This is a genomic window from Streptomyces broussonetiae (assembly GCF_009796285.1).
Classification (GTDB): domain Bacteria; phylum Actinomycetota; class Actinomycetes; order Streptomycetales; family Streptomycetaceae; genus Streptomyces; species Streptomyces broussonetiae.
The window spans coordinates 4854953-4876157 of record NZ_CP047020.1 but is presented as its reverse complement, the minus strand read 5'-3'; the positions used below and the strand labels follow the sequence as shown (position 1 = coordinate 4876157).

Annotated in this window: 16 protein-coding genes and 1 pseudogene; 7 read left to right on the top strand and 10 right to left on the bottom strand. The window is 70.8% G+C overall.

Going from position 1 to position 21205, the window contains the following annotated elements; translation table 11 throughout:
- Positions 1-125: 125 nt before the first annotated feature.
- Together GQF42_RS22610 and GQF42_RS22605 are read left to right on the top strand one after the other, a co-directional pair.
- Positions 126-833, top strand: coding sequence for a DUF4241 domain-containing protein (locus GQF42_RS22610; protein WP_158922657.1), 708 nt, complete (start codon positions 126-128; stop codon positions 831-833).
- A 7-nt stretch (positions 834-840) separates the two neighbouring features.
- On the top strand, positions 841-1491 hold the full coding sequence (locus GQF42_RS22605; RefSeq protein WP_158922655.1) for a hypothetical protein: 651 nt from the start codon (positions 841-843) through the stop codon (positions 1489-1491).
- A 206-nt stretch (positions 1492-1697) separates the two neighbouring features.
- On the opposite strand, the gene GQF42_RS22600 is transcribed toward GQF42_RS22605, so the two are convergent.
- The 3 genes from GQF42_RS22600 to GQF42_RS22590 all read right to left on the bottom strand — a co-directional run bounded on the left by GQF42_RS22600 (position 1698) and on the right by GQF42_RS22590 (position 5247).
- Positions 1698-2573, bottom strand: coding sequence for a hypothetical protein (locus GQF42_RS22600; protein ID WP_158922653.1), 876 nt, complete (start codon positions 2571-2573; stop codon positions 1698-1700).
- A 181-nt stretch (positions 2574-2754) separates the two neighbouring features.
- Positions 2755-3834 (bottom strand): metallophosphoesterase, encoded by a 1080-nt coding sequence (locus tag GQF42_RS22595; RefSeq protein ID WP_158922651.1) that lies wholly within the window; start codon positions 3832-3834, stop codon positions 2755-2757.
- A gap of 306 nt (positions 3835-4140) precedes the next feature.
- Positions 4141-5247: a LacI family DNA-binding transcriptional regulator gene (locus tag GQF42_RS22590; RefSeq protein ID WP_158922649.1), complete on the bottom strand. Its 1107-nt coding sequence runs from the start codon at positions 5245-5247 to the stop codon at positions 4141-4143.
- 429 nt (positions 5248-5676) lie between these two features.
- On the opposite strand from GQF42_RS22590, the gene hisC reads away from it, so the two are divergent.
- The gene (hisC, locus tag GQF42_RS22585) at positions 5677-6756 is read left to right on the top strand and encodes a histidinol-phosphate transaminase (RefSeq protein WP_158922647.1); all 1080 of its coding nucleotides are present in this window, start codon (positions 5677-5679) and stop codon (positions 6754-6756) included.
- A gap of 39 nt (positions 6757-6795) precedes the next feature.
- Here hisC and GQF42_RS22580 read toward each other — a convergent pair whose 3' ends face one another.
- Positions 6796-7176, bottom strand: a complete 381-nt coding sequence (locus GQF42_RS22580) for a cyclophilin-like fold protein (RefSeq protein WP_158922645.1) — start codon at positions 7174-7176, stop codon at positions 6796-6798.
- 209 nt (positions 7177-7385) lie between these two features.
- On the opposite strand from GQF42_RS22580, the gene GQF42_RS22575 reads away from it, so the two are divergent.
- The 4 genes and pseudogenes from GQF42_RS22575 (at position 7386) to GQF42_RS22560 (ending at position 15300) form a co-directional block, all read left to right on the top strand.
- On the top strand, positions 7386-8894 hold the full coding sequence (locus tag GQF42_RS22575; protein WP_158922643.1) for a cytochrome ubiquinol oxidase subunit I: 1509 nt from the start codon (positions 7386-7388) through the stop codon (positions 8892-8894).
- A 15-nt stretch (positions 8895-8909) separates the two neighbouring features.
- Positions 8910-9917: a cytochrome d ubiquinol oxidase subunit II gene (gene cydB, locus GQF42_RS22570; RefSeq protein WP_158922641.1), complete on the top strand. Its 1008-nt coding sequence runs from the start codon at positions 8910-8912 to the stop codon at positions 9915-9917.
- A gap of 59 nt (positions 9918-9976) precedes the next feature.
- Entirely contained in the window at positions 9977-13480 is a 3504-nt protein-coding gene (cydD, locus tag GQF42_RS22565) for a thiol reductant ABC exporter subunit CydD (RefSeq protein WP_158922639.1), read from the top strand.
- Positions 13481-13682: 202 nt separating this feature from the next.
- A pseudogene (locus tag GQF42_RS22560) lies at positions 13683-15300 on the top strand (sensor histidine kinase).
- Positions 15301-15323: 23 nt separating this feature from the next.
- Here GQF42_RS22560 and GQF42_RS22555 read toward each other — a convergent pair.
- The 6 genes from GQF42_RS22555 to GQF42_RS22530 form a co-directional block, all read right to left on the bottom strand.
- Positions 15324-16211 carry an HAD-IIB family hydrolase gene (locus GQF42_RS22555; protein ID WP_199272757.1) on the bottom strand — a complete coding sequence of 296 codons (888 nt, stop codon included), beginning with the start codon at positions 16209-16211 and terminating at the stop codon, positions 15324-15326.
- A 94-nt stretch (positions 16212-16305) separates the two neighbouring features.
- The gene (locus GQF42_RS22550) at positions 16306-17208 is read right to left on the bottom strand and encodes an LLM class flavin-dependent oxidoreductase (protein WP_158922635.1); all 903 of its coding nucleotides are present in this window, start codon (positions 17206-17208) and stop codon (positions 16306-16308) included.
- A 42-nt stretch (positions 17209-17250) separates the two neighbouring features.
- Positions 17251-17709 carry a hypothetical protein gene (locus tag GQF42_RS22545; RefSeq protein WP_158922633.1) on the bottom strand — a complete coding sequence of 153 codons (459 nt, stop codon included), beginning with the start codon at positions 17707-17709 and terminating at the stop codon, positions 17251-17253.
- A 64-nt stretch (positions 17710-17773) separates the two neighbouring features.
- Positions 17774-18349: an RNA 2'-phosphotransferase gene (locus tag GQF42_RS22540; RefSeq protein ID WP_158922631.1), complete on the bottom strand. Its 576-nt coding sequence runs from the start codon at positions 18347-18349 to the stop codon at positions 17774-17776.
- Positions 18350-18469: 120 nt separating this feature from the next.
- Complete coding sequence (locus GQF42_RS22535; protein ID WP_158922629.1) at positions 18470-19417, bottom strand: MerR family transcriptional regulator; 948 nt, start codon at positions 19415-19417, stop codon at positions 18470-18472.
- Between the two features lies 1 nt (position 19418).
- Positions 19419-21173, bottom strand: coding sequence for an SDR family oxidoreductase (locus tag GQF42_RS22530; RefSeq protein ID WP_199273083.1), 1755 nt, complete (start codon positions 21171-21173; stop codon positions 19419-19421).
- Positions 21174-21205: the final 32 nt, after the last annotated feature.

Here is a 21205-nt window from a genome sequence, read left to right as displayed (position 1 = left end):
CGCGGACGTCCCGGAGGCGGACCGCCGGAGGGACAGAGCGGAGTTCGGCGTACGAGGCGTCGCAGGCCCGCTCCAATCCGAGCCGGCTGCGCGGCAGGCACGGGGACGGCCCGGAGGCCGCCGAGGTGCAAGCCGCGTCCGCGGCTGCGGCCCTCTGGCTGCCGCCGCGCCCGGCGGCGCCGCCGCACCCGAGCGAGCTGTTCCGGCCCGGTACACGGCTGGCGACGCAGGACGAGGCGCAGATGACCGTCGAGACCGTGCGGGAGATCGGGGTGCTGAGGGTACCCAGCGGCAGACTCGCCGTCGCCTGCCCGCTGACGGCGGGCGAGGGAGGGCAACGAGAGCTGCTGGAGCGGATTCCGCCGGGCGCGTATCCGCTGCAGGAGGCCGTACTCGGCTACGAGCTGGAGTACGAAGGCGAGGTCTTCCCGACCGAGGAGAGCGCCGCCGTCCGGCTCCTGATCGACCCGGAACCGGCGGCCACCTGGGAGTTGGCACTGGCCGAGGGCGAGGATCCCAGGCTGCTGGGGGACCGCGAGGCCTACGGCTTTCCCACCGATGCCGCCCTGGGCAGCTTCGCCGACTCCGCCGCCTGGGATGTGCTCGCGGACAGGTACCGGCGCTTCAGCACGGACGGACAGGAGGACGCCGGGGAGAGGATCGCCGACAGCCACTACGTACGTATTTCGGACAGCGCGACCGGCGGTGACCTCATCCACTTCGCCACGGGTGGGGACGGGGCGTGGCCGGTCTGGCTGGGCCGCTCGGCGTCCGGGAAGCCGGTCTCCGTCGTGGTGGTGTGCGTGTATCTTCCGGGCCTGCGGATTCTGTGAGCCGTGGATGAGTGCGACCGGTGTGTGGGTGGTCGGTGCCGTACCCGACCGGACCGCGGTGTCACTGCCAGGGGAGTACGTACATCTGGTGGCCGAGGAAGACGTCCGCAAGCCGGACGGATTCGCGCAGACACTGGCCTGGTGGCGCGGGGGCTGTGACGACGAGCCCTTCTTCGTTCGGGGCGGGAACGACCTGGAGGTACTGAGTTCCACGGCGACAGGAAGGCGGTTCGCGGACTTCGTCCACGGAGCCAACCCGGACACCGCCGCGACGGGAGCGATACGGGACGCGAGCCGGGCGCTGATGCCGGCAGAGGGGGCCGACGGGGTGTTCTGTGCGGTCGTGCGCAGGGCGAGTCCGGCTGCCGCGCTGCACTACGGCCTGGGAGCCGCGGCGGCCGCTCTCCTGCCGGGCTGGTTCGGCGACTTCCTGCTCACCGCCGACGGTGTCCGTGCCGCCCTGCCCGACGCCGAGCGGGCGCTGGGGATCGAGGGCGAGCGTCGTGCCAGGGTGCTGAGACGGATCGGCGACTGGCTGACCGGCATGGGCGATGCTCCACAGTTCACCGCGGAGGACCTGCTGGACGGGCCGCTCGGGGTGCTGCGCCATGCGGCCGGCGCCGGTCTGGGCGTCGCCGCGTTCAGCCGCTGGTCCTGACCGGCAGCGGCCGGGCGGGCCGGACGCCGTGAACCTGCCGTGCCGGGCGGCCTGTTGAGGACGCCGGTGCGGCAGGCCACGGCGCAGGCGCGGCCGACCGAGAGGGCGGCGCGAGGCCGGTGGCCACCGGGTCGGGCCCGCGCCCGCCTGGGCGTGAGCCGTGTCCGAGCCGCCGTCGGGTCACTCGGGCATCGGCGGCGGTGGGATCACTCGGGTTGGTGCTCCGGGCCGCCGAAGTCCGGGCTCGTGTAGTCCGGGCTGGTGAAGCTCGGGCGGTCGGTCCCGGTGCCGCCGTCGTCGGGACTGCTGAAGCCGGGGCGGTCGTAGCCCAGGCGGGGCATACGGCCGGTCGGGGCGGGCGGGGTTGTACGCAGGCGCGCGGGGGCGGGTCCGGGCGCGGCCAGTGCCTCCCGCAGAAATGGCAGGATGCCGCGCTCCAGCAGGGCGTCCCGCCAGGCCTCTCTGGCCCTGTCCAGCTCCCGGTGTGCCGCGTCCAGCGCCTGGGCCTGTCCCGAGCCGCTGTTGCGCAGGGCGGTGAGGAGCAGCCCGACGGCGGCGACGAGGACCGCGGCCACGGTCACCGCGCCGAACACCCATCCGGCGGTGAGCATGGTCCGGGCGAAGGTCTGTCCGGGGTTCAGCGTCTTCAGGATGTAGCCGATGAGCAGGAAGATCGCCGCGGCGGTACCGGAGAGGACGGGCGCCAGCACGGCGACGACCGCGACGGCGCCCGCGCCGGTGTTCTCGGGCGCCTCGCCGAGCGTGGCGGTGAGCCCGGCCGCCTTCGGATCCCGGTCCGGGGCCGCTTCCGCGGAGCCGGTGCCGCCGACCGCAGGGGTCATCGCCGGGTGGCGCAGCTCCTCGCGGACTCTCACGTACTGCTGGTACTCGGCCGCCGCGGCCTCCGCGATCAGGGCAGTGGCGTTGAGCGCCATGGTGCGCAGTTGTTCGGAGTTCAGCCGCTGTCCGACGGCGGCCAGTTCCGGTCGGTGTGGTGCGGAGCGCAGCGCCTCATCGAGGAGCCGCTCGAATTCCTGGCGGTCCTCGCTCAGCAGGTGCTGCGGAACGCTGTTCATGTGCATCCCCCGATGCTCCGTAGGGCTTGGGGCTCGCACGCCGGCGAGCCGTCGGGCAGAAACGGAGGGGAGCCTGCTACGGATAAGCCGATGGTAGAGCCGTGACGGCACGCGGTGACAGGGGGTTGCGGAAATTCCGTCCCGGCCTGCGCGTACGTCACCGGGTGGACGTCTTCCCTGGGAACGGTCAGTTATCCAGCGGAAGTTGCTGGACCAGCAGCTTTCCGGCCATGGTCACACCGCCGTCCATGGCGATGGCGAGCCCGTCGGCGTACACATGCGGTCCCTCCACGACCGGGCCGCTGCCCTCCTCGTCGTCCTCGGAGCCGACCTCGCCGAGGAGATAGGGAATCGGGCTGTGGCCGTGAACGATACGGGTGCCGCCGTACGTATCGAGGAGGGAACGGACGGCGTCTGCACCACCCTCGTCGCGGAAGGAGAACCGCTTGGTGAACTTGCGGAACAGATCCCAGCACTCGTCCGCGTCGTTGCGGGTGAGGGTCTCGCGGACGGTGTCGTTGACCGCCTCGATGGAGTCGCCGTAGTCGAGATAGGCAGTGGTGTCCGAGTGCACGAGCAGATACCCGTCGACCTCCTCGACGGCGTCGAGGCGTGCCATCCACTGCAGATGGTGGTCCTGGAGGCGGTCCATGTCGGTCTTCTGGCCGCCGTTGAGCAGCCAGGCCGCCTGGAAGGTGGCGGTGCCCGCACCGGAGTTGACGGGGGTGTCACCGAACCGCTTGGCACCGAGCAGCAGCAGCTCGTGGTTGCCCATGAGGGCCTTGCAGTAGCCGCCGGCCGCGGCGGCCTCGGCGGACAGCCGCATCACGAGGTCGATGACGCCGATGCCGTCGGGTCCGCGGTCGGTGAAGTCGCCGAGGAACCACAGCCGGGTGGTCCCCGCGCACCACTGGCCCGAGGCGTCGATCAGCTCCTGCTCCTGCAGGGCGGTCACCAGTTCGTCGAGGTATCCGTGGACGTCTCCGACGACGAACAGCGGTCCGGGGCCGGTCGCGGGCTGCGGCACCGGGGCCGCGGGCGCCGGTTCGACGTGCACCTGGTCGGTCTCGGTCCGGCTGACGACCGGAAGGTCGCGCTGCGTGGGCGTGTAGCCCTCGGGGTACGCCTCGTCGGCGGGCGGCACGGCGTCTCCCGGGTGGGCGCTGGGAACGTACGGACCGGTCTCGTGGACGTACGCCGGTACCCGGAAGTCGCGCAACGTCGCCGTCCGCTCCACCTCGGGTCCCTGACCGGCCCCCTGAGTCATCAGACCCCTCCACCATCGCGCCGCAGCTGCACCTCTTCGGACTGCCTGGTCGCAGCGGTCCGCGGTGTCGTGGGCCCATCATAGGAATGCGCGTCGCGCCGTGTGATGACCCAGGGGTGGTGAATCGGAACAGGACTCCAGTTCACCGCGGCTTTCGCCCGATTTGGGCAGGAGTTCGGCCTGGTTCGGACCTGCCGGAACTCCGGCCGACCGGCCGCGGCCCCGCCGGGTCCACGCCACCGGACCCGAGAGTACGGGGTGAGCACCCCGTACTCTCCTTTTCTGGCTTCCCCTCCGGTGCTGTGTCTAGTCCGGTGACCGCGGCGGGCTGACCGTCGTACGCGGGGGGCGCCGCTGGGAGGAGGTGCGCACGATCAGCTCGGTCGGTATCACCTGCTCGACCGGATGATCCGACTCGACGCCCTCGATCGCGTCGATCAGGAGTTGGACCACCGCGGTGCCGATGCGGCGGGGCTTCAGCGAGAGCGTGGTGATGGGTGGCTCCGTGCTGGCGTACACCGTGGACTCGCTGCAGCACACCAGCAACAGGTCGTCGGGGACACGCAGCCCGTAGCGGCGGGCGGCGGCGAGCAGGTCGGTGCCGTTGGGGTCGAACAGGCCGTAGACCGCGTCGGGCCGGTCGGGGCGGGCCAGCAGCCGGTCGGCGGCGACGGCGCCCGCACACGGGTCGTGCGCCGGGTAGGCCTCGTAGACGGGGTCCTGGTCGACCCGTTCGCACCAGCGCAGGTAGGCCGTGGTCGACAGATGTGTGTACGTGTCCGTCGAGGTGCCCGTGAGCAGTCCGATACGGCGGGCGCCGGCATCGGCGAGGTGGTCGAGGATGCCGAGCACGGCGGCCTCGTGGTCGTTGTCGACCCATGCGGTGACGGGCAGTGCGCCGGCCGGCCGGCCGTCCGAGACGACGGGCAGCCCCTGCCGGACCAGCTCGCTGACCACCGGGTCCTGGTCGGAGGGGTCGATGACGACGGTGCCATCGAGCGCGACGTTGGACCACACGTCGTGGCGGGAGGTCGCGGGCAGGATGACGAGGGCGTAGCCGCGGGCGAGCGCGGCCGAGGTGGCGGCCCGGGCCATCTCCGCGAAGTACGCGAACTCAGTGAAGGTGAAAGGTTCATCCCCGTACGTCGTCACGGTCAGGCCGATCAGACCCGACTTGCCGGTACGGAGGGTGCGGGCGGCGGCCGAAGGACGGTATCCCAGCCGGTCGGCGACCTCGCGGACGTGGCGCCGGGTGGCATCCGGGAGCCGGCCCTTGCCGTTGAGGGCGTCGGAGACGGTCGTGATGGAGACCCCGGCTGCGGCGGCAACGTCTCTGATGCCCGCCCGGCCTGGCCGACTGCCTCGACGTGAGGTTTCCGCGCGGCTCACCTGGTGCTTCCCTGCTGCTGTCATGGCGAGCCGATAGTAGGGCTCATGCGGTGGGGTAGTGCGGACGCATATGCACGCATTGACAGGCACGTTTCTGCAAGGTCATGCAGGGTCAACTGCCTAAGAAAGAAAGACAGTTGAACGATCCAGTGGTGAGACGTGACGTGGTGATGCGGATGGACCTGCCGAGTGTCCGATGTCTCGAAGAGGTCTCAACTCACCTGCACGGGTGACGCGCGCCACGGCGTGAGCCACCGGCGCATAGATATATGTACGGCGCGCCCCCTGAAACGTACGCCTTCATGTGGGGATGCCCCTGATGCCGGTGGGAGAGGCGAGGTTCTTCTCTTGCCGTCCCGCATCTGTACGCACCGGAGCCGAATCCTCATAAGGTGAGGAGTATTGGAAGCCGGCGGTGTCGACGGTCCGCCGGTGGTCGCGAGGAGGACTGCGGTGAGCGAGACGAGCCCGAAGCTGCGTGCCGAGCTGGAGGGTATCCCCACCTACAAGCCGGGCAAGCCCGCTGCGGCCGGGGGGCCGGTCGCCTACAAACTGTCCTCCAACGAGAACCCGTACCCGCCGCTGCCGGGTGTGATGGAGACCGTGACGGCGGCCGTCGGTGCCTTCAACCGCTACCCGGACATGGCATGCACCGGGCTGATGGACGAGCTGTCCGAGCGCTTCGGCGTCCCGCACACCCACCTGGCCACCGGTACCGGTTCGGTGGGCGTCGCCCAGCAGCTCGTCCAGGCCACGAGCGGCCCGGGCGACGAGGTGATCTACGCCTGGCGGTCCTTCGAGGCGTACCCGATCGTCACGCAGATCAGCGGTGCCCGGTCGGTGCAGGTGCCGCTCACGCCCGGCGATGTGCACGACCTGGACGCGATGGCGGACGCGATCACCGACCGGACGCGCCTGATCTTCGTCTGCAACCCCAACAACCCGACCGGCACGGTGGTGCGGCGTGCCGAGCTGGAGCGGTTCCTCGACCGGGTGCCCGGCGATGTGCTGGTGGTGCTGGACGAGGCCTACCGGGAGTTCATCCGAGACCCCGAGGTGCCCGATGGTGTCGAGCTGTACCGGAACCGACCCAACGTCTGTGTCCTGCGTACGTTCTCCAAGGCCTACGGGCTCGCCGGACTGCGCGTCGGTTTCGCGATCGCCCATGAGCCGGTCGCGGCGGCGCTGCGCAAGACAGCGGTGCCCTTCGGCGTCAGCCAGCTCGCGCAGGATGCGGCGGTCGCCTCACTGCGGGCCGAGGACGAACTGCTGGGCCGGGTCGGCTCGCTGGTGTGCGAGCGCACGCGCGTGGTCGACGCGCTGCGCGCCCAGGGCTGGACGGTGCCGGAGACGCAGGCCAACTTCGTCTGGATGCGGCTGGGGGAGCGTACGGTCGCGTTCGCTCAGGCCTGTGAGCAGCACGGAGTGGTGGTCCGGCCGTTCCCGGGCGAGGGTGTGCGGGTGACGGTCGGTGAGATCGAGGCGAACGACATCTTCCTGAAGGTGGCGGAGGCGTTCCGCAAGGAGCTGTAGCCCCTGGTGCAGGGGGTGCCGTAGCCCCGGTACGAGGAGTCAGTCCTGGTGGCCGGCCAGTTCCACGCGGACGGGATCGCCGTCCCGTACGGTCGCCAGGGCCCGGGCGTCCGAGTCGAGGCGCCCCAGGATGTTGCACGGACTCGCGAGGCGGCACTCGTCGCCTCGCGAGATCGGCGTGGGGCCATAGGGGAGGGCGAGCGCGTCGCCGTCCGTCCAGAAGGCCACGGTGCCCGGCTCCACGACCTGCCGGGCGTCCGTTTCACGTGAAACAGAGACATCTGTTTCGAAATAGACCTCCTCGCCCCAAGTGTGGGCGCTGGAGACGAGCGGCAGTGCCTTGGCGAGGGCCTGCGCGGTGGGCGTGTCGTCGAGAGTCGCGGTGATGTTTCCCGCTGGCCAGGAAATCCGTATCTGCATGGCGCGCAATTCAACAAGATGTTGAAGTCGCTGCCAAGGTCTTGACTTTGTGGCACTGGGGGCACCCCGCCTCGTCGGGCCGACAATCAGTGAGTCATAATGGCTTGTGAATGTGAACGCGTTCACAAGCGTGTCCCGATTGGTCCCGTGATGTACGCGACAAAAGGGACAGACTGCCGCTTGCCACGCCGATGTAAGGAGCTGACGACGTGGAATTGGCTTTGGCGCCGGAGACTCTGGCGCGTTGGCAGTTCGGCATCACCACCGTCTACCACTTCCTGTTCGTACCGCTGACGATCTCCTTGGCCGCGCTCACGGCCGGGCTCCAGACGGCCTGGGTGCGCACCGAGAAGGAGAAGTACCTCAGGGCGACCAAGTTCTGGGGGAAGCTCTTCCTGATCAACATCGCCATGGGTGTGGTCACCGGCATCGTGCAGGAGTTCCAGTTCGGCATGAACTGGTCCGACTACTCGCGATTCGTCGGTGACATCTTCGGTGCGCCGCTCGCCTTCGAGGCGCTGATCGCGTTCTTCTTCGAGTCCACCTTCATCGGCCTGTGGATCTTCGGCTGGGACAAGCTGCCCAAGAAGATCCACCTGGCCTGCATCTGGATGGTCTCGATCGGCACGATCCTGTCGGCGTACTTCATCCTCGCCGCCAACTCCTGGATGCAGCACCCGGTCGGCTACAAGATCGACAAGGCCAGAGGGCGCGCCGAGCTGACCGACTTCTGGGCCGTGCTCACCCAGAACACCGCGCTCAGCCAGGCCTTCCACACCCTGTCGGCGGCCTTCCTGACCGGTGGCGCCTTCATGGTCGGTATCGCCGCCTACCACCTGGCCCGCAAGAAGCACATCCGCGAGATGAAGACCTCGCTGCGGCTCGGCCTGATCACCGTGGTCATCGCCGGTCTGCTCACCGCGATCAGCGGCGACACCCTCGGCAAGGTCATGTTCAAGCAGCAGCCGATGAAGATGGCGGCGGCCGAGGCGCTGTGGGACGGCCAGAAGCCGGCTCCCTTCTCGATCTTCGCCTACGGCGATGTGCAGAAGGGCCACAACACCGTCGCGATAGAGGTCCCGGGCCTGCTGTCCTTCCTCGCCAACGACGACTTCAGTTCGTACGTCCCCGGCATCAACGACGTCAACAAGGCGGAGCAGCAGAAGTTCGGCCCGGGCGACTACCGGCCCAACATTCCGGTGGCCTTCTGGGGGTTCCGCTGGATGATCGGCTTCGGTATGAGTTCCTTCGCGATCGGCCTGGCCGGACTGTGGCTGACCCGCAAGAAGTTCATGCTGCCGAAGCACCTGCGGGTCGGCGAGGACGAGGTGCCGCACCTGGTGCTGTTCAAGAACAAGACGCTCAGCCCGCAGCTCACGCCCTGGTACTGGCGCATCGCGACCTGGACGCTGGCCTTCCCGCTGATCGCCAACTCCTGGGGCTGGATCTTCACCGAGATGGGCCGCCAACCGTGGGTCGTCTACGGCGTCCTGCAGACCCGGCACGCGGTCTCCCCCGGCGTCTCGCAGGGCGAGATCCTCACGTCGATGATCGTCTTCACGTCGCTGTACGCGATCCTCGCCGTGGTCGAGGTCAAGCTTCTGGCGAAGTACGTCAAGGCCGGCCCGCCCGAGCTGACCGAGGCCGACCTCAACCCGCCCACGAAGATCGGCGGCGACACCCGTGACGCCGACAAGCCGATGGCCTTCTCTTACTAGGCCGGGGGAGCAGTCATGCATCTTCACGACGTCTGGTTCGTCCTGATCGCCGTCCTGTGGACCGGCTACTTCTTCCTGGAGGGCTTCGACTTCGGAGTCGGGATCCTCACCAAGCTGCTGGCCCGCAACCGGCCGGAGCGGCGGGTGCTGATCAACACCATCGGGCCCGTCTGGGACGGCAACGAGGTGTGGCTCCTCTCGGCCGGCGGTGCGACCTTCGCCGCCTTCCCGGATTGGTACGCCACTCTCTTCTCGGGCTTCTACCTGCCCTTGCTGGTCATCCTGGTCTGCCTGATCGTCCGGGGCGTCGCCTTCGAGTACCGGGTGAAGCGGCCCGAGGAGAACTGGCAGCGCAACTGGGAGCACGCGATCTTCTGGACCTCGCTGATCCCGGCGTTCCTGTGGGGCGTGGCCTTCGGGAACATCGTGGGGGGTGTGAAGATCGACCAGCACTTCGAGTACGTCGGTACCGTCTGGGATCTGCTCAACCCCTACGCCCTGCTCGGCGGTCTGGCCACGCTCACGCTCTTCACCTTCCACGGGGCGGTGTTCACCGCGCTCAAGACCGTGGGGGACATCCGGGTACGGGCACGGAAGCTCGCCCTGTGGGTCGGACTCGTCACCGCCGTCGTGGCGCTCGCTTTCCTGCTGTGGACGCAGGTCCACAGCGGCAACGACAGGAGCCTGGTGGCCCTGATCGTGGCGGTCGTCGCCCTGGTGGCCGCCCTGGTGGCCAATCAGGCCGGACGAGAGGGCTGGTCGTTCGCGTTGTCCGGCGTCACCATCGTGGCCGCCGTGGCGATGCTCTTCCTGTCGCTGTTCCCGAACGTCATGCCATCCACCCTCAACGGGGAGTGGAGCCTGACGGTCACCAACGCCTCGTCGAGCCCGTACACCCTGAGGATCATGACCTGGTGTGCGGCGATCGCCACCCCGCTCGTCATGCTCTACCAGGGCTGGACCTACTGGGTGTTCCGCAAGCGGATCGGCACGCAGCACATCGCGGCCGATATCGCGCACTGAGTCCGCCGAGGGTGTGTTTCACGTGAAACACACCCTCTGGGCCGAAGGGCACGTTTCACGTGAAACCAATCGATCCACGTCTGCTGCGCTACGCCCGCGCCACCCGGCGCTTCCTTGTGGCGGTCGTCGGCCTGGGAGCCGTCGGCGCGGGGCTGGTCATCGCCCAGGCGATGCTCATCGCCGAGGTCGTCGTCGGCGCGTTCCAGTACGGGCAGTCCGTCGCGGAACTGCGCACTCCCCTGCTGCTGTTGGTGGCCGTCGCCGGTGGCCGGGCCCTGGTTTCCTGGCTGACGGAACTTGCCGCCCACCGGGCGAGCGCGGCGGTGAAGTCCGAACTGCGGGGACGGCTCCTGGACCGGGCGCCGGCGCTCGGTCCCGGCTGGCTGAGCGGTCAGCGGACCGGCTCGCTGGTCACGTTGGCCACACGTGGAGTGGACGCCCTGGACGACTACTTCTCGCGCTATCTGCCGCAGTTGGGCCTCGCGGTGGTCGTGCCGGTGGCGGTGCTGGCGCGGATCGTCACCGAGGACTGGGTGTCGGCGGCGATCATCGTCGGCACCCTGCCGCTCATCCCGCTCTTCATGGTGCTGATCGGCTGGGCCACCCAGTCCCGGACGGACCGTCAGTGGCGGCTCCTGTCCCGGCTGTCCGGCCACTTCCTGGACGTGGTGGCGGGCCTGCCCACGCTGAAGGTGTTCGGCCGGGCCAAGGCGCAGGCCGAGTCCATTCGCCGGATCACCGGCGAGTACCGGCAGGCGACCATGCGGACCCTGCGGATCGCCTTCCTCTCCTCCTTCGCGCTGGAACTGCTTGCCACGCTGTCGGTGGCGCTGGTCGCGGTGACGATCGGCATGCGGCTCGTCCACGGCGACATGGACCTGTACGTCGGCCTGGTGATCCTGGTGCTGGCCCCCGAGGCCTACCTGCCGCTGCGCCAGGTCGGGGCGCAGTACCACGCTGCGGCCGAGGGACTCGCGGCCGCGGAGGAGATCTTCGCGGTGCTGGAGACGCCGGTCCCGGCCTCCGGCAGCGGTGCGGTGCCCGCGGGTGCCGTGGCCTTCGACGGGGTCACCGTCCGCTACCCCGGGCGTTCGACGGGTGCGGTGACCGATGTGTCGTTCACCGTCGAGCCCGGCGAGACCGTGGCGCTGGTCGGGCCGAGCGGTGTGGGCAAGACGACGCTGCTGAACGTGCTGCTGGGGTTTGTGGAACCCGCCGCGGGCGGGGTGCGGATCGGTGGCGTGGACCTCGCCGGTCTCGACCTGGAGGAGTGGCGCGCGCGGATCGCCTGGGTGCCGCAGCGCCCGCATCTGTACGCCGGGACCATCGCGGAGAACGTACGGCTGGCACGGCCCGACGCGGACGACGGTGCCGTACGGCAGGCCCTGCGGGACGCGGGTGCGCTGGAGTTCGTCGATGCGCTGCCCGGGGGTGCCGAGACCGTGCTCGGTGAGGACGGGGCCGGGCTGTCGGCGGGGCAGAGGCAGCGGCTCGCGCTGGCTCGGGCGTTCCTCGCCGACCGGCCTGTGCTGTTGCTGGACGAGCCGACGGCAGCGCTGGACGGGGTGACCGAGGCGGAGGTCGTGGCGGCGGTACGGCGGCTTGCTGTCGGCCGGACGGTGCTGCTCGTTGTGCATCGGCCGGCATTGCTGGATGTTGCAGATCGGGTTGTGCGGCTGGGTGAGAGCAGCGCTGCGGGGGCGCTCCGCCCTCTGGATCCCCAGCTGCGTCCACCCGTCACTCGAGTCGGTGGGCGGGAAGGTGACCTGACAGAGACTGTCGCCGCGTCGGCAGAACGGATTCCTGTGCTGTCGCGGCGGGTGCTGGGCCGTGTACGCGGGCTTGCCGGGCCCCAGCGGGGGCGACTGGTGCTCGCGTTGTTGCTCGGCACGCTGGCCCTCGGCAGTGCCGTCGGGTTGATGGCAACCTCCGGTTGGCTCATCTCGCGGGCCTCGCAGCAGCCGCCCGTGCTGTATCTGATGGTGGCCGTGACCGCGACGCGGGCCTTCGGAATCGGGCGGGCCGTCTTCCGGTACGCCGAGCGGCTGGTATCGCACGACGCGGTGCTGCGGATGCTGGCGGACACGCGGGTCGCCGTCTATCGGCGTCTGGAGCGTCTCGCCCCTGCAGGGCTGCGCACCGCGCGCCGCGGTGATCTGCTCACCCGGCTGGTCGCGGACGTGGACGCCTTTCAGGACTACTGGCTGCGCTGGCTGCTGCCCGCGTCGGTCGCCGTCGCCGTCTCAGCCGCCTCCGTCGGCTTCACCGCCTGGATGCTGCCCGAGGCCGGGGCCGCACTCGCGGTGGGCCTGGTGGCGGCCGGCGCAGGTGTCCCACTCGTCACCGCGGCGGTGGCCCGCCGGGCCGAGCAGCGGCTTGCGCCCGCGCGGGGAGTGCTCGCCACCCGCGTCACCGATCTGCTGACCGGCACCGCCGAGCTGACCGTCGCCGGCGCGTTGCCCGCCCGAACGGAAGCTGCCCGGCGCGCTGACGGCACGCTCACCCGGATCGCCTCGCGTGCCGCCACGGCCACCGCGCTCGGTGACGGGCTCACGACGCTGATCTGCGGCCTGACGGTTGCGGCCACCGCGCTCTTCGGTGCCCAGGCAGTGGCCGCGGGGCGGCTCGGCGGCGTGGCGATGGCCGTGGTCGTCCTGACCCCGCTGGCCGCCTTCGAGGCCGTCCTGGGCATGCCGCTCGCCGTGCGCCACCGGCAGCGGGTGCGGCAGAGCGCGGAGCGGGTGTACGAGGTCCTGGACGCCCCGGAGCCCGTACACGAGCCGGACCAGCCGCGGCAGGTACCCGCCTCGCCGTTCCCGCTGGTGCTCAGGGGGCTGGCCGCGCGGTACGAGGGGCAGCGGCGGGAGGCGCTGGCCGGGTTCGACCTCACCCTGGACCAGGGCCGCCGGATCGCCGTGATCGGGGCCTCCGGTTCCGGCAAGACCACCCTCGCCCAGGTCCTGCTGCGCTTCCTCGACCCGGGAGAAGGCGCGTACACGCTCGCCGGTGTGGACGCCTGTGCGCTGGCGGGTGACGACGTACGGCGGCTTGTCGGACTGTGTGCGCAGGACGCGCATCTCTTCGACAGCTCGGTGCGAGAGAACCTGCTGCTGGCCCGGAAGGACGCCACCGAGGCCGATCTGCGCCGGGCGCTGGCCCGGGCCCGGCTGCTGGACTGGGTGGAATCGCTGCCCGACGGCCTGGACACGCTCGTCGGCGAGCACGGGGCGCGGCTGTCCGGCGGTCAGCGGCAGCGGCTGGCCCTGGCTCGCGCGCTGCTGGCCGACTTCCCCGTCCTGGTCCTCGACGAGCCCGCCGAGCATCTGGACCTGCCGACGGCCGATGCGCTGACCGCCGATCTGCTGGCCGCCACCACGGGCCGTACGACGCTGCTGATCACGCACCGGCTGGCCGGGCTGGATGCGGTGGACGAGGTGGTCGTGCTCGACGCGGGCCGGGTGGTGCAGCGCGGTACGTACACGGAACTCGTGGCGGTGGACGGTCCGCTGCGGGCGATGGCGCGGCGGGAGGAGGAGGCGGAGTCGCTGGTGGGGGCGCGGTGACGAGGTGGCGTCGCTGGTGGGGCGCGGTGAGGGTGCCAGTGGTTCCCTGCGCTTGCGAGGGGCTCGGATGACGTTGAGCTCCCCGGATAAAAGGGACTAATTACGCTCGAGGCATGTGCGCCCAGCCTCGCCCGACCCCGCACGGTCCGCTCAGCCCCCGCCGTCCACCGACGACGGGGCGTGCGACGGGCCCGCCCTGCGCATGCCGCAGCTGCTGGACGCGACGCGGTCCGTGGGCAGCGGGCTGGAGCTGCATTCGACGCTGGACCGGATCTGTGAGACCGCTGCCGATCCGGCCGGAGCCCGGTACGCGGCGATCGGGGTCGTCGCCGAGGAGGGCGACGGGCTCTCCGACTTCGTCTACCAGGGGGTGGACGAGGCGACCGCCCGCCGTATCGGCCGGCTCCCGGACGGGCACAAGGGGCTCCTCGGCGCGCTCATCAGGGATCCCGAGCCGGTCCTGCTGGCCGACCTGAGCGAGGGCCCGCGCTCCTGCGGCTTCCCCGAGCACCATCCGCCGATGCGCAGCTTCCTCGGCGTCCCGATACGGGTGCAGGGCGAGATCTTCGGCAACCTCTACCTGGCCGAGAAGCGCGACGGCCGGCCGTTCAACGACGACGGCCTCACCATGGTCCGGGTGCTGGCCGCCGAGGCCGGCATCGCGATCGGCAACGCCCGGCTGTACGAGGCGGCCATGCAGCGGGAGCGCTGGATCGACGGCTCCCTGGCCGTCACCACGGCGCTGCTGTCGGGCGGGGATGCCGGCGAGGCCCTTCAGGTCGTCGCGGAGCAGGCCCGCCGGCTGTCGGGAGCGGCGGCCTGAATCGTGCTGCTGCCCGCGGAGAAGGGCGGCCTGGAGGTCGTCGCCGTGGCCTCGGACGAACCCACCGGCATGCTCGGCGCGATCGTCCCGCCGGAGAGCCGGATTGTTGCCGAACTCCTCGACGGAAAGGCGGTGTTCGTGACGGACGCGGCCACCGATGCCCGGATGCTGACGCAGTACGCGAGCGGCTACGGCCCGACGATGATGGTGCCGCCGCAGAGCGACGGCCGGGTGCTGGGCACCCTCGTCACTCCGCGTACCCGTGGCGGACGGCCGTTCACCCGGGCCGAGCGCACGCTGGCCGTGCAGTTCGCCGCGCAGGCGGCGCTCGCGCTGATGATGGCCGAGGCGCAGCGCGACCGGGAGCGGCTCGCGGTGTTCGAGGACCGCGACCGCATCGCCCGGGATCTGCACGGCCTGGTCATCCAGCGGCTGTTCGCGACCGGGCTGATGCTGGAGAAGCGCCCAGCGGCGGTCCGTGGTGCCGGAGGTGCAGCAGGGCGTGGGCAAGGCGGTGGACGAACTCGACGTCACCATCCAGGAGATCCGCACCGCGATCTTCGCGCTGCAGCAGGGCCCGGCGCAGGCACTGTCGGGGCTGCGGACGCGGGTGCTACGGGAGATCAACTTGGCCGCCGTACCACCGGGGTTCAAGCCCTCGCACCGATTTCTCGGCCCCGTGGACACGATCGTCGGCGACCTGGCCGGCAAGAACCTGATCGCCGCGCTGCGGGAGGCGCTGTCCAACGCCTTCCGGCATGCCGGAGCCTGCCGCATCGACGTCGTGGTCGATACGACCGTCAGTCTCCCGGACGGGCGCCCCGGGGTACGGCTGACCGTCGCGGACGACGGCGTCGGCATCTCCGAGGGCGGCCGGCGCAGCGGGCTGCGGAATCTGAGACGTCGGGCCGAGCCCCTCGGCGGGGACAGCCGGCTCGGCCCCGGCATCGGGGTGGACGGCAGCGGGACGACGATGGTGTGGGAGGTGCCGCACTGAGCCGCCCGGACCCCTGCCGGCCGCTAGAAACGTTCGGCCAGCAACTGCTCGATCACGACCGCCACACCGTCCTCGTTGTTGGCGACCGTACGGCCCGACGCGGCGGCGAGGACGTCCGGGTGGGCGTTGCCCATCGCGTACGACCGGCCGGCCCAGGTCAGCATCTCGAGGTCGTTGGGCATGTCACCGAAGGCCACGACCTCCTCGTGCGAGATGCCGCGCTCGGCGCAGCACAGGGCGAGCGTGCTGGCCTTGGAGACGTCGGGGCCGCTCAGTTCCAGCAGGGCGCTGGGGCTGGAGCGGGTGACGGTGGCGCGGTCGCCGATCGCGATCCGGGCGAGCGTGAGGAAGGCGTCGGGGTCGAGATCCGGGTGATAGGCCAGGATCTTGAGCACGGGCTGCCCGGTTTCCGGGCCGTCGGGGGCGAGGAGTTGCTCGGCGGGCAGGAGGTTGTCCGGTATCTCCATGTGCAACTGGGGATAGTCCGGCTCCTGGTGGAAGCCGTAGGTCTGCTCGATTGCGAACACCGTGCCGGGCGCCGCCTCGCGCAGCAGGCATACGGAGTCCAGGGCGTTGGCGCGGGCCAGTTCGCGCACCTTCACGAACCGGTGGGCGCCGGGGCCACCGTGCAGGTCGACCACGGCGGCGCCGTTCCCGCAGATCGCCAGGCCGTGGCCGTGGACGTGATCGCTGACCACGCCCATCCAGCGGGCCGGGCGGCCGGTGACGAAGAAGACCTCGATGCCCGCATCCTCGGCGGCGGCGAGCGCGGCGACGGTCCGCGGGGAGACCGACTTGTCGTCACGCAGCAGCGTGCCGTCGAGATCGGTGGCGATCAGCCGCGGGGGTGTGGCGGCGGCAGGGGTCCCGGGCTGTCTGGTCGCTGAGGTCACCCGGCCATTCTCGCGCATATGCCCGCACGGTCGTGCGGGACTCCGCACAGTTGAGACACAGATGACGCTCAGCGGAACAGACGGCAACCGGCGAACCGGACGGCCTCCCGGGTCAGCCCAGTTGAGCGAGCCCCTCCATGGCGATCTGCTCGAAGACCTTCTCGTCCGCGGCGAAGTCGGAGTCCGGGATGGGCCAGTGGATCACGATCTCGGTGAAGCCCAGATCGCGGTGGCGCCCGGCGAAGTCCACGAAGGCGTCCAGGGACTGCAGCGGCCCGGAGCGGTCCGGGGTGAAGCCGGTGAGCAGGATCTTGTCCAGCTCGGCCACGTCCCGCCCGACGGCCGCGCAGGCCTCGGCCAGCTTGCCGAGCTGCCCGCGCAGGGCCTGGACGGACTGCTCCGGGGTGCCGTTCTCGTACAGCTTCGGGTCGCCCGTGGTCACCCATGCCTGCCCGTGCCGGGCGGCGAGCCCGAGGCCGCGCGGGCCGGTCGCCGCCACCGCGAACGGCAGCCGGGGCCGCTGCACACAGCCCGGGATGTTCCGCGCCTCGTCCGCCGAGTAGAACCTGCCCTCGTACGTCACCGCATCCTCGCTGAGCAGCCGGTCGAGCAGTGGCACGAACTCGGCGAGCCGGTCGGCGCGCTCGCGCGGGCTCCACGGCTCCTGGCCCAGGGCGGTCGCGTCGAAGCCGGTGCCGCCCGCGCCTATGCCGAGGGTGATCCGGCCGCCGGAGATGTCGTCGAGGGAGATCAGCTCCTTGGCGAGGGTCACCGGATGCCGGAAGTTCGGCGAGGTCACGAGCGTGCCCAGGCGCAGCCGCTCGGTCACGCCGGCGGCGGCGGTCAGCGTCGGTATCGCACCGAACCACGGGCCGTCGCGGAAGCTGCGCCAGGACAGGTGGTCGTAGGTGTACGCGGTGTGGAAGCCGAGCTGCTCGGCCCGTATCCAGGCCGAGCGGGCGCCTTCGCTCCAGCGGCGGTAGGGCAGGATCACGGTGCTCAGACGCAGAGTCATGCGTTCGAGAGTAAGCGGACCCGCTGACAACGGACCAAACGGTCACCGAACGTTCCTGCTCAGCCACGGGCTGAGCAGGATCATCGGCACGTACTCCTTGTGCGTGCGGTCTCCGGGCAGCGGGACGACCAGACGGTAGCCGGGCGGGAAGCGGCGCGCCCTGACGTGGGCGAGACCCTCGAAGACGGAGCGCAGGAAGGCCGGCACGTCGTCGCGCGCGATGTCGGGGCACTCGATGCCCTCGACGGTGATCAGCGCGTCGTCGTCGGGGTAGAGCCGCACGCTCACCCGGGGCACACCGCCGAACTCCACATACGCCTCGTGCGGCAGGGAGCCGTCCGGGTCCGTGGTCACCCCGATCCCCGCGGAGCTGCGGCGCGAGGTCTGGTCGGCGCCGATGTCGTCGCTCACCTCGATCTCGCGCGCATAGCGGGCGCCGAGGGCGCGCAGGGCGTCGACGGCGGCCTGGGTGGTCGGCAGATGCTCGGGCCAGTGGTCCATACCACTGATGATGGCCGCATGTGCGCAAAGGTTCCTCGGGAGCGCGAAGCGCGGGCGCGAAGGCTCAGCGGGGGCCGGGAAACCGCAGGTAGCGCGGCGGAACGGCATTGGTCAGCCAGACGCCGTTGGCGCTGACGTGGAACACATGGCCGTCGCGGTGCATGGCGCCGGCGTCCACGGTGAGCACCACGGGCCGGCCGCGGCGGGCACCGACTCGGGTGGCGGTCTCGCGGTCGGCGGACAGGTGGACGTCGTGCCGGTTCATGGGCCTGAGCCCCTGCACGCGGATTGCGTCCAGGCTGCGGGCGACGGTGCCGTGGTAGAGGTACGGCGGCGGGGACGCCGGGGGCAGACCGAGGTCGACCTCGATGCTGTGGCCCTGGCTGGCGCGGATTCTGCCCCCCTCGACCGCGAAGCGCCGCTTGTCGTTGGTGGCCACCACGTGGTCCAGCTCCGCGCGCGTGAACGGGAAACCGTGGGCGGCGGCCGCGGCCATCAGGACGTCGATCTCCACCCAGCCCGCCGGGTCCGGGGCGATCCCGATCCGCTCCGGCTGGTGGCGCAGGTGCTTGGAGAGGTACTTCGACACCTTCACGGTGCGTCGTTCGTCGGAGGGTCTTGCGGCATGCCTTTCGCTCATGTGTCCAGCGTGCCGGAGAGGCGCGGATCACGCAGTTTCTTTTGTCCCCAGGTTTGATCCACAACCAACTGTAGTTATCCACAGGGGAATTGGCGATTCTGTGGATAACGAACATGTGAATTAGGGTGATTCGCGAAGTTCCTTGTCCAGAAGGGGAGGTGCAGCGAGACGATCCAACACACGTGCTCTCGCCTCTCGTTCGGCTGCCAGTGCGATGAACTCGGCGACTCGGCTCTGCCCAACAAGCTTTTCCACAGCGGTGATCGTCTCGGCGGGGAGGGGAACGCAACGGGTCGGGCCGGACTCCTCCGTGGACTCCTCGGTGACCAGGCGTGTGCGAAGGTGCCGTGTCGCCAAGGTGCGCATGGCGCGCGCCAGTTCGGCCTCCATCGTCTGCTGGGCCAGAGGTCGCAGCCGGCGCACGAGTGCGGCCGCCTCCGCCGCGTGCGCGTCCGTGCGGCGCCCGGGATCCTCCAGGTAGCGGGCGAAGACGTACTCGGTGGTGAACTCCAGGAAACGGGCGGCGATGTGCTCGACCTGCCCCCTCAACTCCCGCAGATGGCCGGAGATCGCGGACAGGGGCACCCCTGCCGCATGCAACTCGACCGCCACGGACAGCTCTTGGGGGCTCGGCACCAGGAACATGTCGGGGTCGCCGTCGATCCGCTCCAGGACGCCCAGCTCGACCGCCTCCGCCACGGCATTGTCGTCCGGTGTGCCGCCGAAGCGGGCGTCCAGTTCGGCGCGGGTGACACGGTCGGGGCGCTCGTCCGTCCAGGGACCCTCCACCTCGGTGACCAGACCGAGCACCCCGCCGAGGCCCCGGCCGGTGTCCCAGGCCTCCAGCAGCTCCTTGATGGAGGCCAGGGTGTAGCCGCGGTCGAGGAGGTGGGCGATCTGGTGCAGCCGGGTGACGTGTGCCTCGGAGTAGAGGTTGGCGCGGCCCCGGCGCTCGGGCCGGGGGAGCAGACCGCGGTCCTGGTAGGCGCGGATGGTCCGGACCGTCGTGGCGGTGTGGTGCGCGAGATCCTCGATGCGGTACGTCCGCACGGGCGCCGCTTCGGTCATCTCACAGCCTCGGCTCCACGCGCGCGAGTCGCCGCAACACCCCTGGCAGGAAACGGGACATGAGGTGGGCGCCACGCGCCTCCGGGGTCACCGGAACCACCGCCCTGTCGCGGGCCACCGCGTCCAGGACGGCCTCGGCCACCTTCTCCGGCGGGTAGTTGCGCATGCCGTACAGCCGGGACGTGGTCTTCTGCCGGCGTCGCTCCTCCGCCTCGTCGACCCCGGCGAAGCGGGTCGTGGAGGTGATGTTGGTGTTGACGAAGCCGGGGCAGATCGCGCTCACCCCGATGCCCTGTCCGGCGAGTTCGGCGCGCAGGCACTCGGAGAGCATCAGCACCGCCGCCTTGGAGGTGCTGTAGGCCGGCAGGGCGCGGGAGGGCTGATAGGCCGCTGCCGAGGCGATGTTGACGATGTGGCCGCCCTGGGCGCGCTCGCTCATCCGGGCGCCGAACAGCCGGCAGCCGTGGATCACGCCCCACAGGTTCACGTCCAGGACCTTGTGCCAGTCGTCGGTCGTGGTGGCGAAGAAGGAGCCCGACAGGCCGACGCCCGCGTTGTTGACCAGCACGTCCAGCACGCCGTACGTGCGGTGCACCTTCTCGGCGAGCTTCTCCATCGCCTGCTCGTCGGAGACGTCCGCGGTCTCCGCCCAGGCCTCGGGCGCGCCGATCAGCCGGGACAGCTCGGCGGTGCGTACGGCGGCCTCGGCGTCGCGGTCGACGGCGACCACGCGCGCGCCGGCCTCCGCGAAGGCGAACGCCGTGGCCCGCCCGATGCCGCTGCCCGCCCCGGTGACCAGCACCAACTGCCCGCCGAACCGGTCGGCGTGGCGGCCGGTCGCCTTCTGCTCGGGGCGCCCTCCGTCGACGGACACGATGAACTCCTCGATCCAGGAGGCGATTTGGTCGGGCCGGGTGCGCGGTACCCAGTGCCTGGCCGGGAGCGTGCGGCGGGTCAGCTGCGGCACCCACTGCTCCAGGTCGTCGTAGAGCCGCTCGGACAGGAACGCGTCCCCCTGGGGCGTGATGAGCTGCACGGGCGCGTGCGCGTAGGCGTCCGGGCGGGGCCTGGTCAGCCGGGGGCGGACGTTGTCCCGGTACAGCCAGGCGCCGTGCGCCGCGTCGGAGGAGAGGGAGGCGGTGGGGTAGCTGCCGCCGGGGACCTGCTCGACCCGCTCCAGAATCTTCGGCCAGCGCCTGCCGAGGGGGCCGTGCCAGGCCAGCTCGGGCAGGGCGGGCGTGTGCAGCAGGTACACGTACCAGGACTTGGCGCCCTGGCCGAGGAGCTGGCCCACGCGGCGGGGCGTCGGCCGCTTCACGCGCGCGTTGATCCAGTGCCCGAAGTGGTCCAGGGACGGGCCGGAGATCGAGGTGAAGGAGGCGATACGGCCCTCCGTGCGGCCCACCGTGACGAACTCCCACGACTGCACCGAGCCCCAGTCGTGCCCCACCAGGTGCACCGGCCGGTCCGGGCTGACCGCGTCCACCACGGCCAGGAAGTCGTCGGTCAGCTTGGGCAGCGTGAAGCCGCCGCGCAGCGGCTGCGGCGCCGTCGAGCGGCCGTGGCCCCGGACGTCGTACAGCACCACGTGGAAGCGGTCGGCCAGGCGGCCGGCCACCTCCGACCAGACCTCCTTGCTGTCCGGGTAGCCGTGCACCAGCACCACCGTCGGCTGCTCCGGATCGCCCAGCTCGGCCACGCACAGCTCGACCCCGCCGGTCGCCACCCTGCGCTCCCGCGCACCCTTCAGCGTCACGTCCACCCTCGCCTCTCCCGCCCCGTCCGCCG

Excerpts from the sequence above, each read along its gene's own strand:
- GQF42_RS22605 (WP_158922655.1), top strand. The coding sequence starts at position 841 with ATGAGTGCGACCGGTGTGTGGGTGGTCGGTGCCGTACCCGACCGGACC.
- GQF42_RS22600 (WP_158922653.1), bottom strand. The coding sequence starts at position 2,573 with ATGCACATGAACAGCGTTCCGCAGCACCTGCTGAGCGAGGACCGCCAG.
- GQF42_RS22595 (WP_158922651.1), bottom strand. The coding sequence starts at position 3,834 with ATGACTCAGGGGGCCGGTCAGGGACCCGAGGTGGAGCGGACGGCGACG.
- GQF42_RS22590 (WP_158922649.1), bottom strand. The coding sequence starts at position 5,247 with ATGACAGCAGCAGGGAAGCACCAGGTGAGCCGCGCGGAAACCTCACGT.
- GQF42_RS22580 (WP_158922645.1), bottom strand. The coding sequence starts at position 7,176 with ATGCAGATACGGATTTCCTGGCCAGCGGGAAACATCACCGCGACTCTC.
- cydB (WP_158922641.1), top strand. The coding sequence starts at position 8,910 with ATGCATCTTCACGACGTCTGGTTCGTCCTGATCGCCGTCCTGTGGACC.
- GQF42_RS22555 (WP_199272757.1), bottom strand. The coding sequence starts at position 16,211 with ATGCGCGAGAATGGCCGGGTGACCTCAGCGACCAGACAGCCCGGGACC.
- GQF42_RS22550 (WP_158922635.1), bottom strand. The coding sequence starts at position 17,208 with ATGACTCTGCGTCTGAGCACCGTGATCCTGCCCTACCGCCGCTGGAGC.
- GQF42_RS22545 (WP_158922633.1), bottom strand. The coding sequence starts at position 17,709 with ATGGACCACTGGCCCGAGCATCTGCCGACCACCCAGGCCGCCGTCGAC.
- GQF42_RS22540 (WP_158922631.1), bottom strand. The coding sequence starts at position 18,349 with ATGAGCGAAAGGCATGCCGCAAGACCCTCCGACGAACGACGCACCGTG.
- GQF42_RS22535 (WP_158922629.1), bottom strand. The coding sequence starts at position 19,417 with ATGACCGAAGCGGCGCCCGTGCGGACGTACCGCATCGAGGATCTCGCG.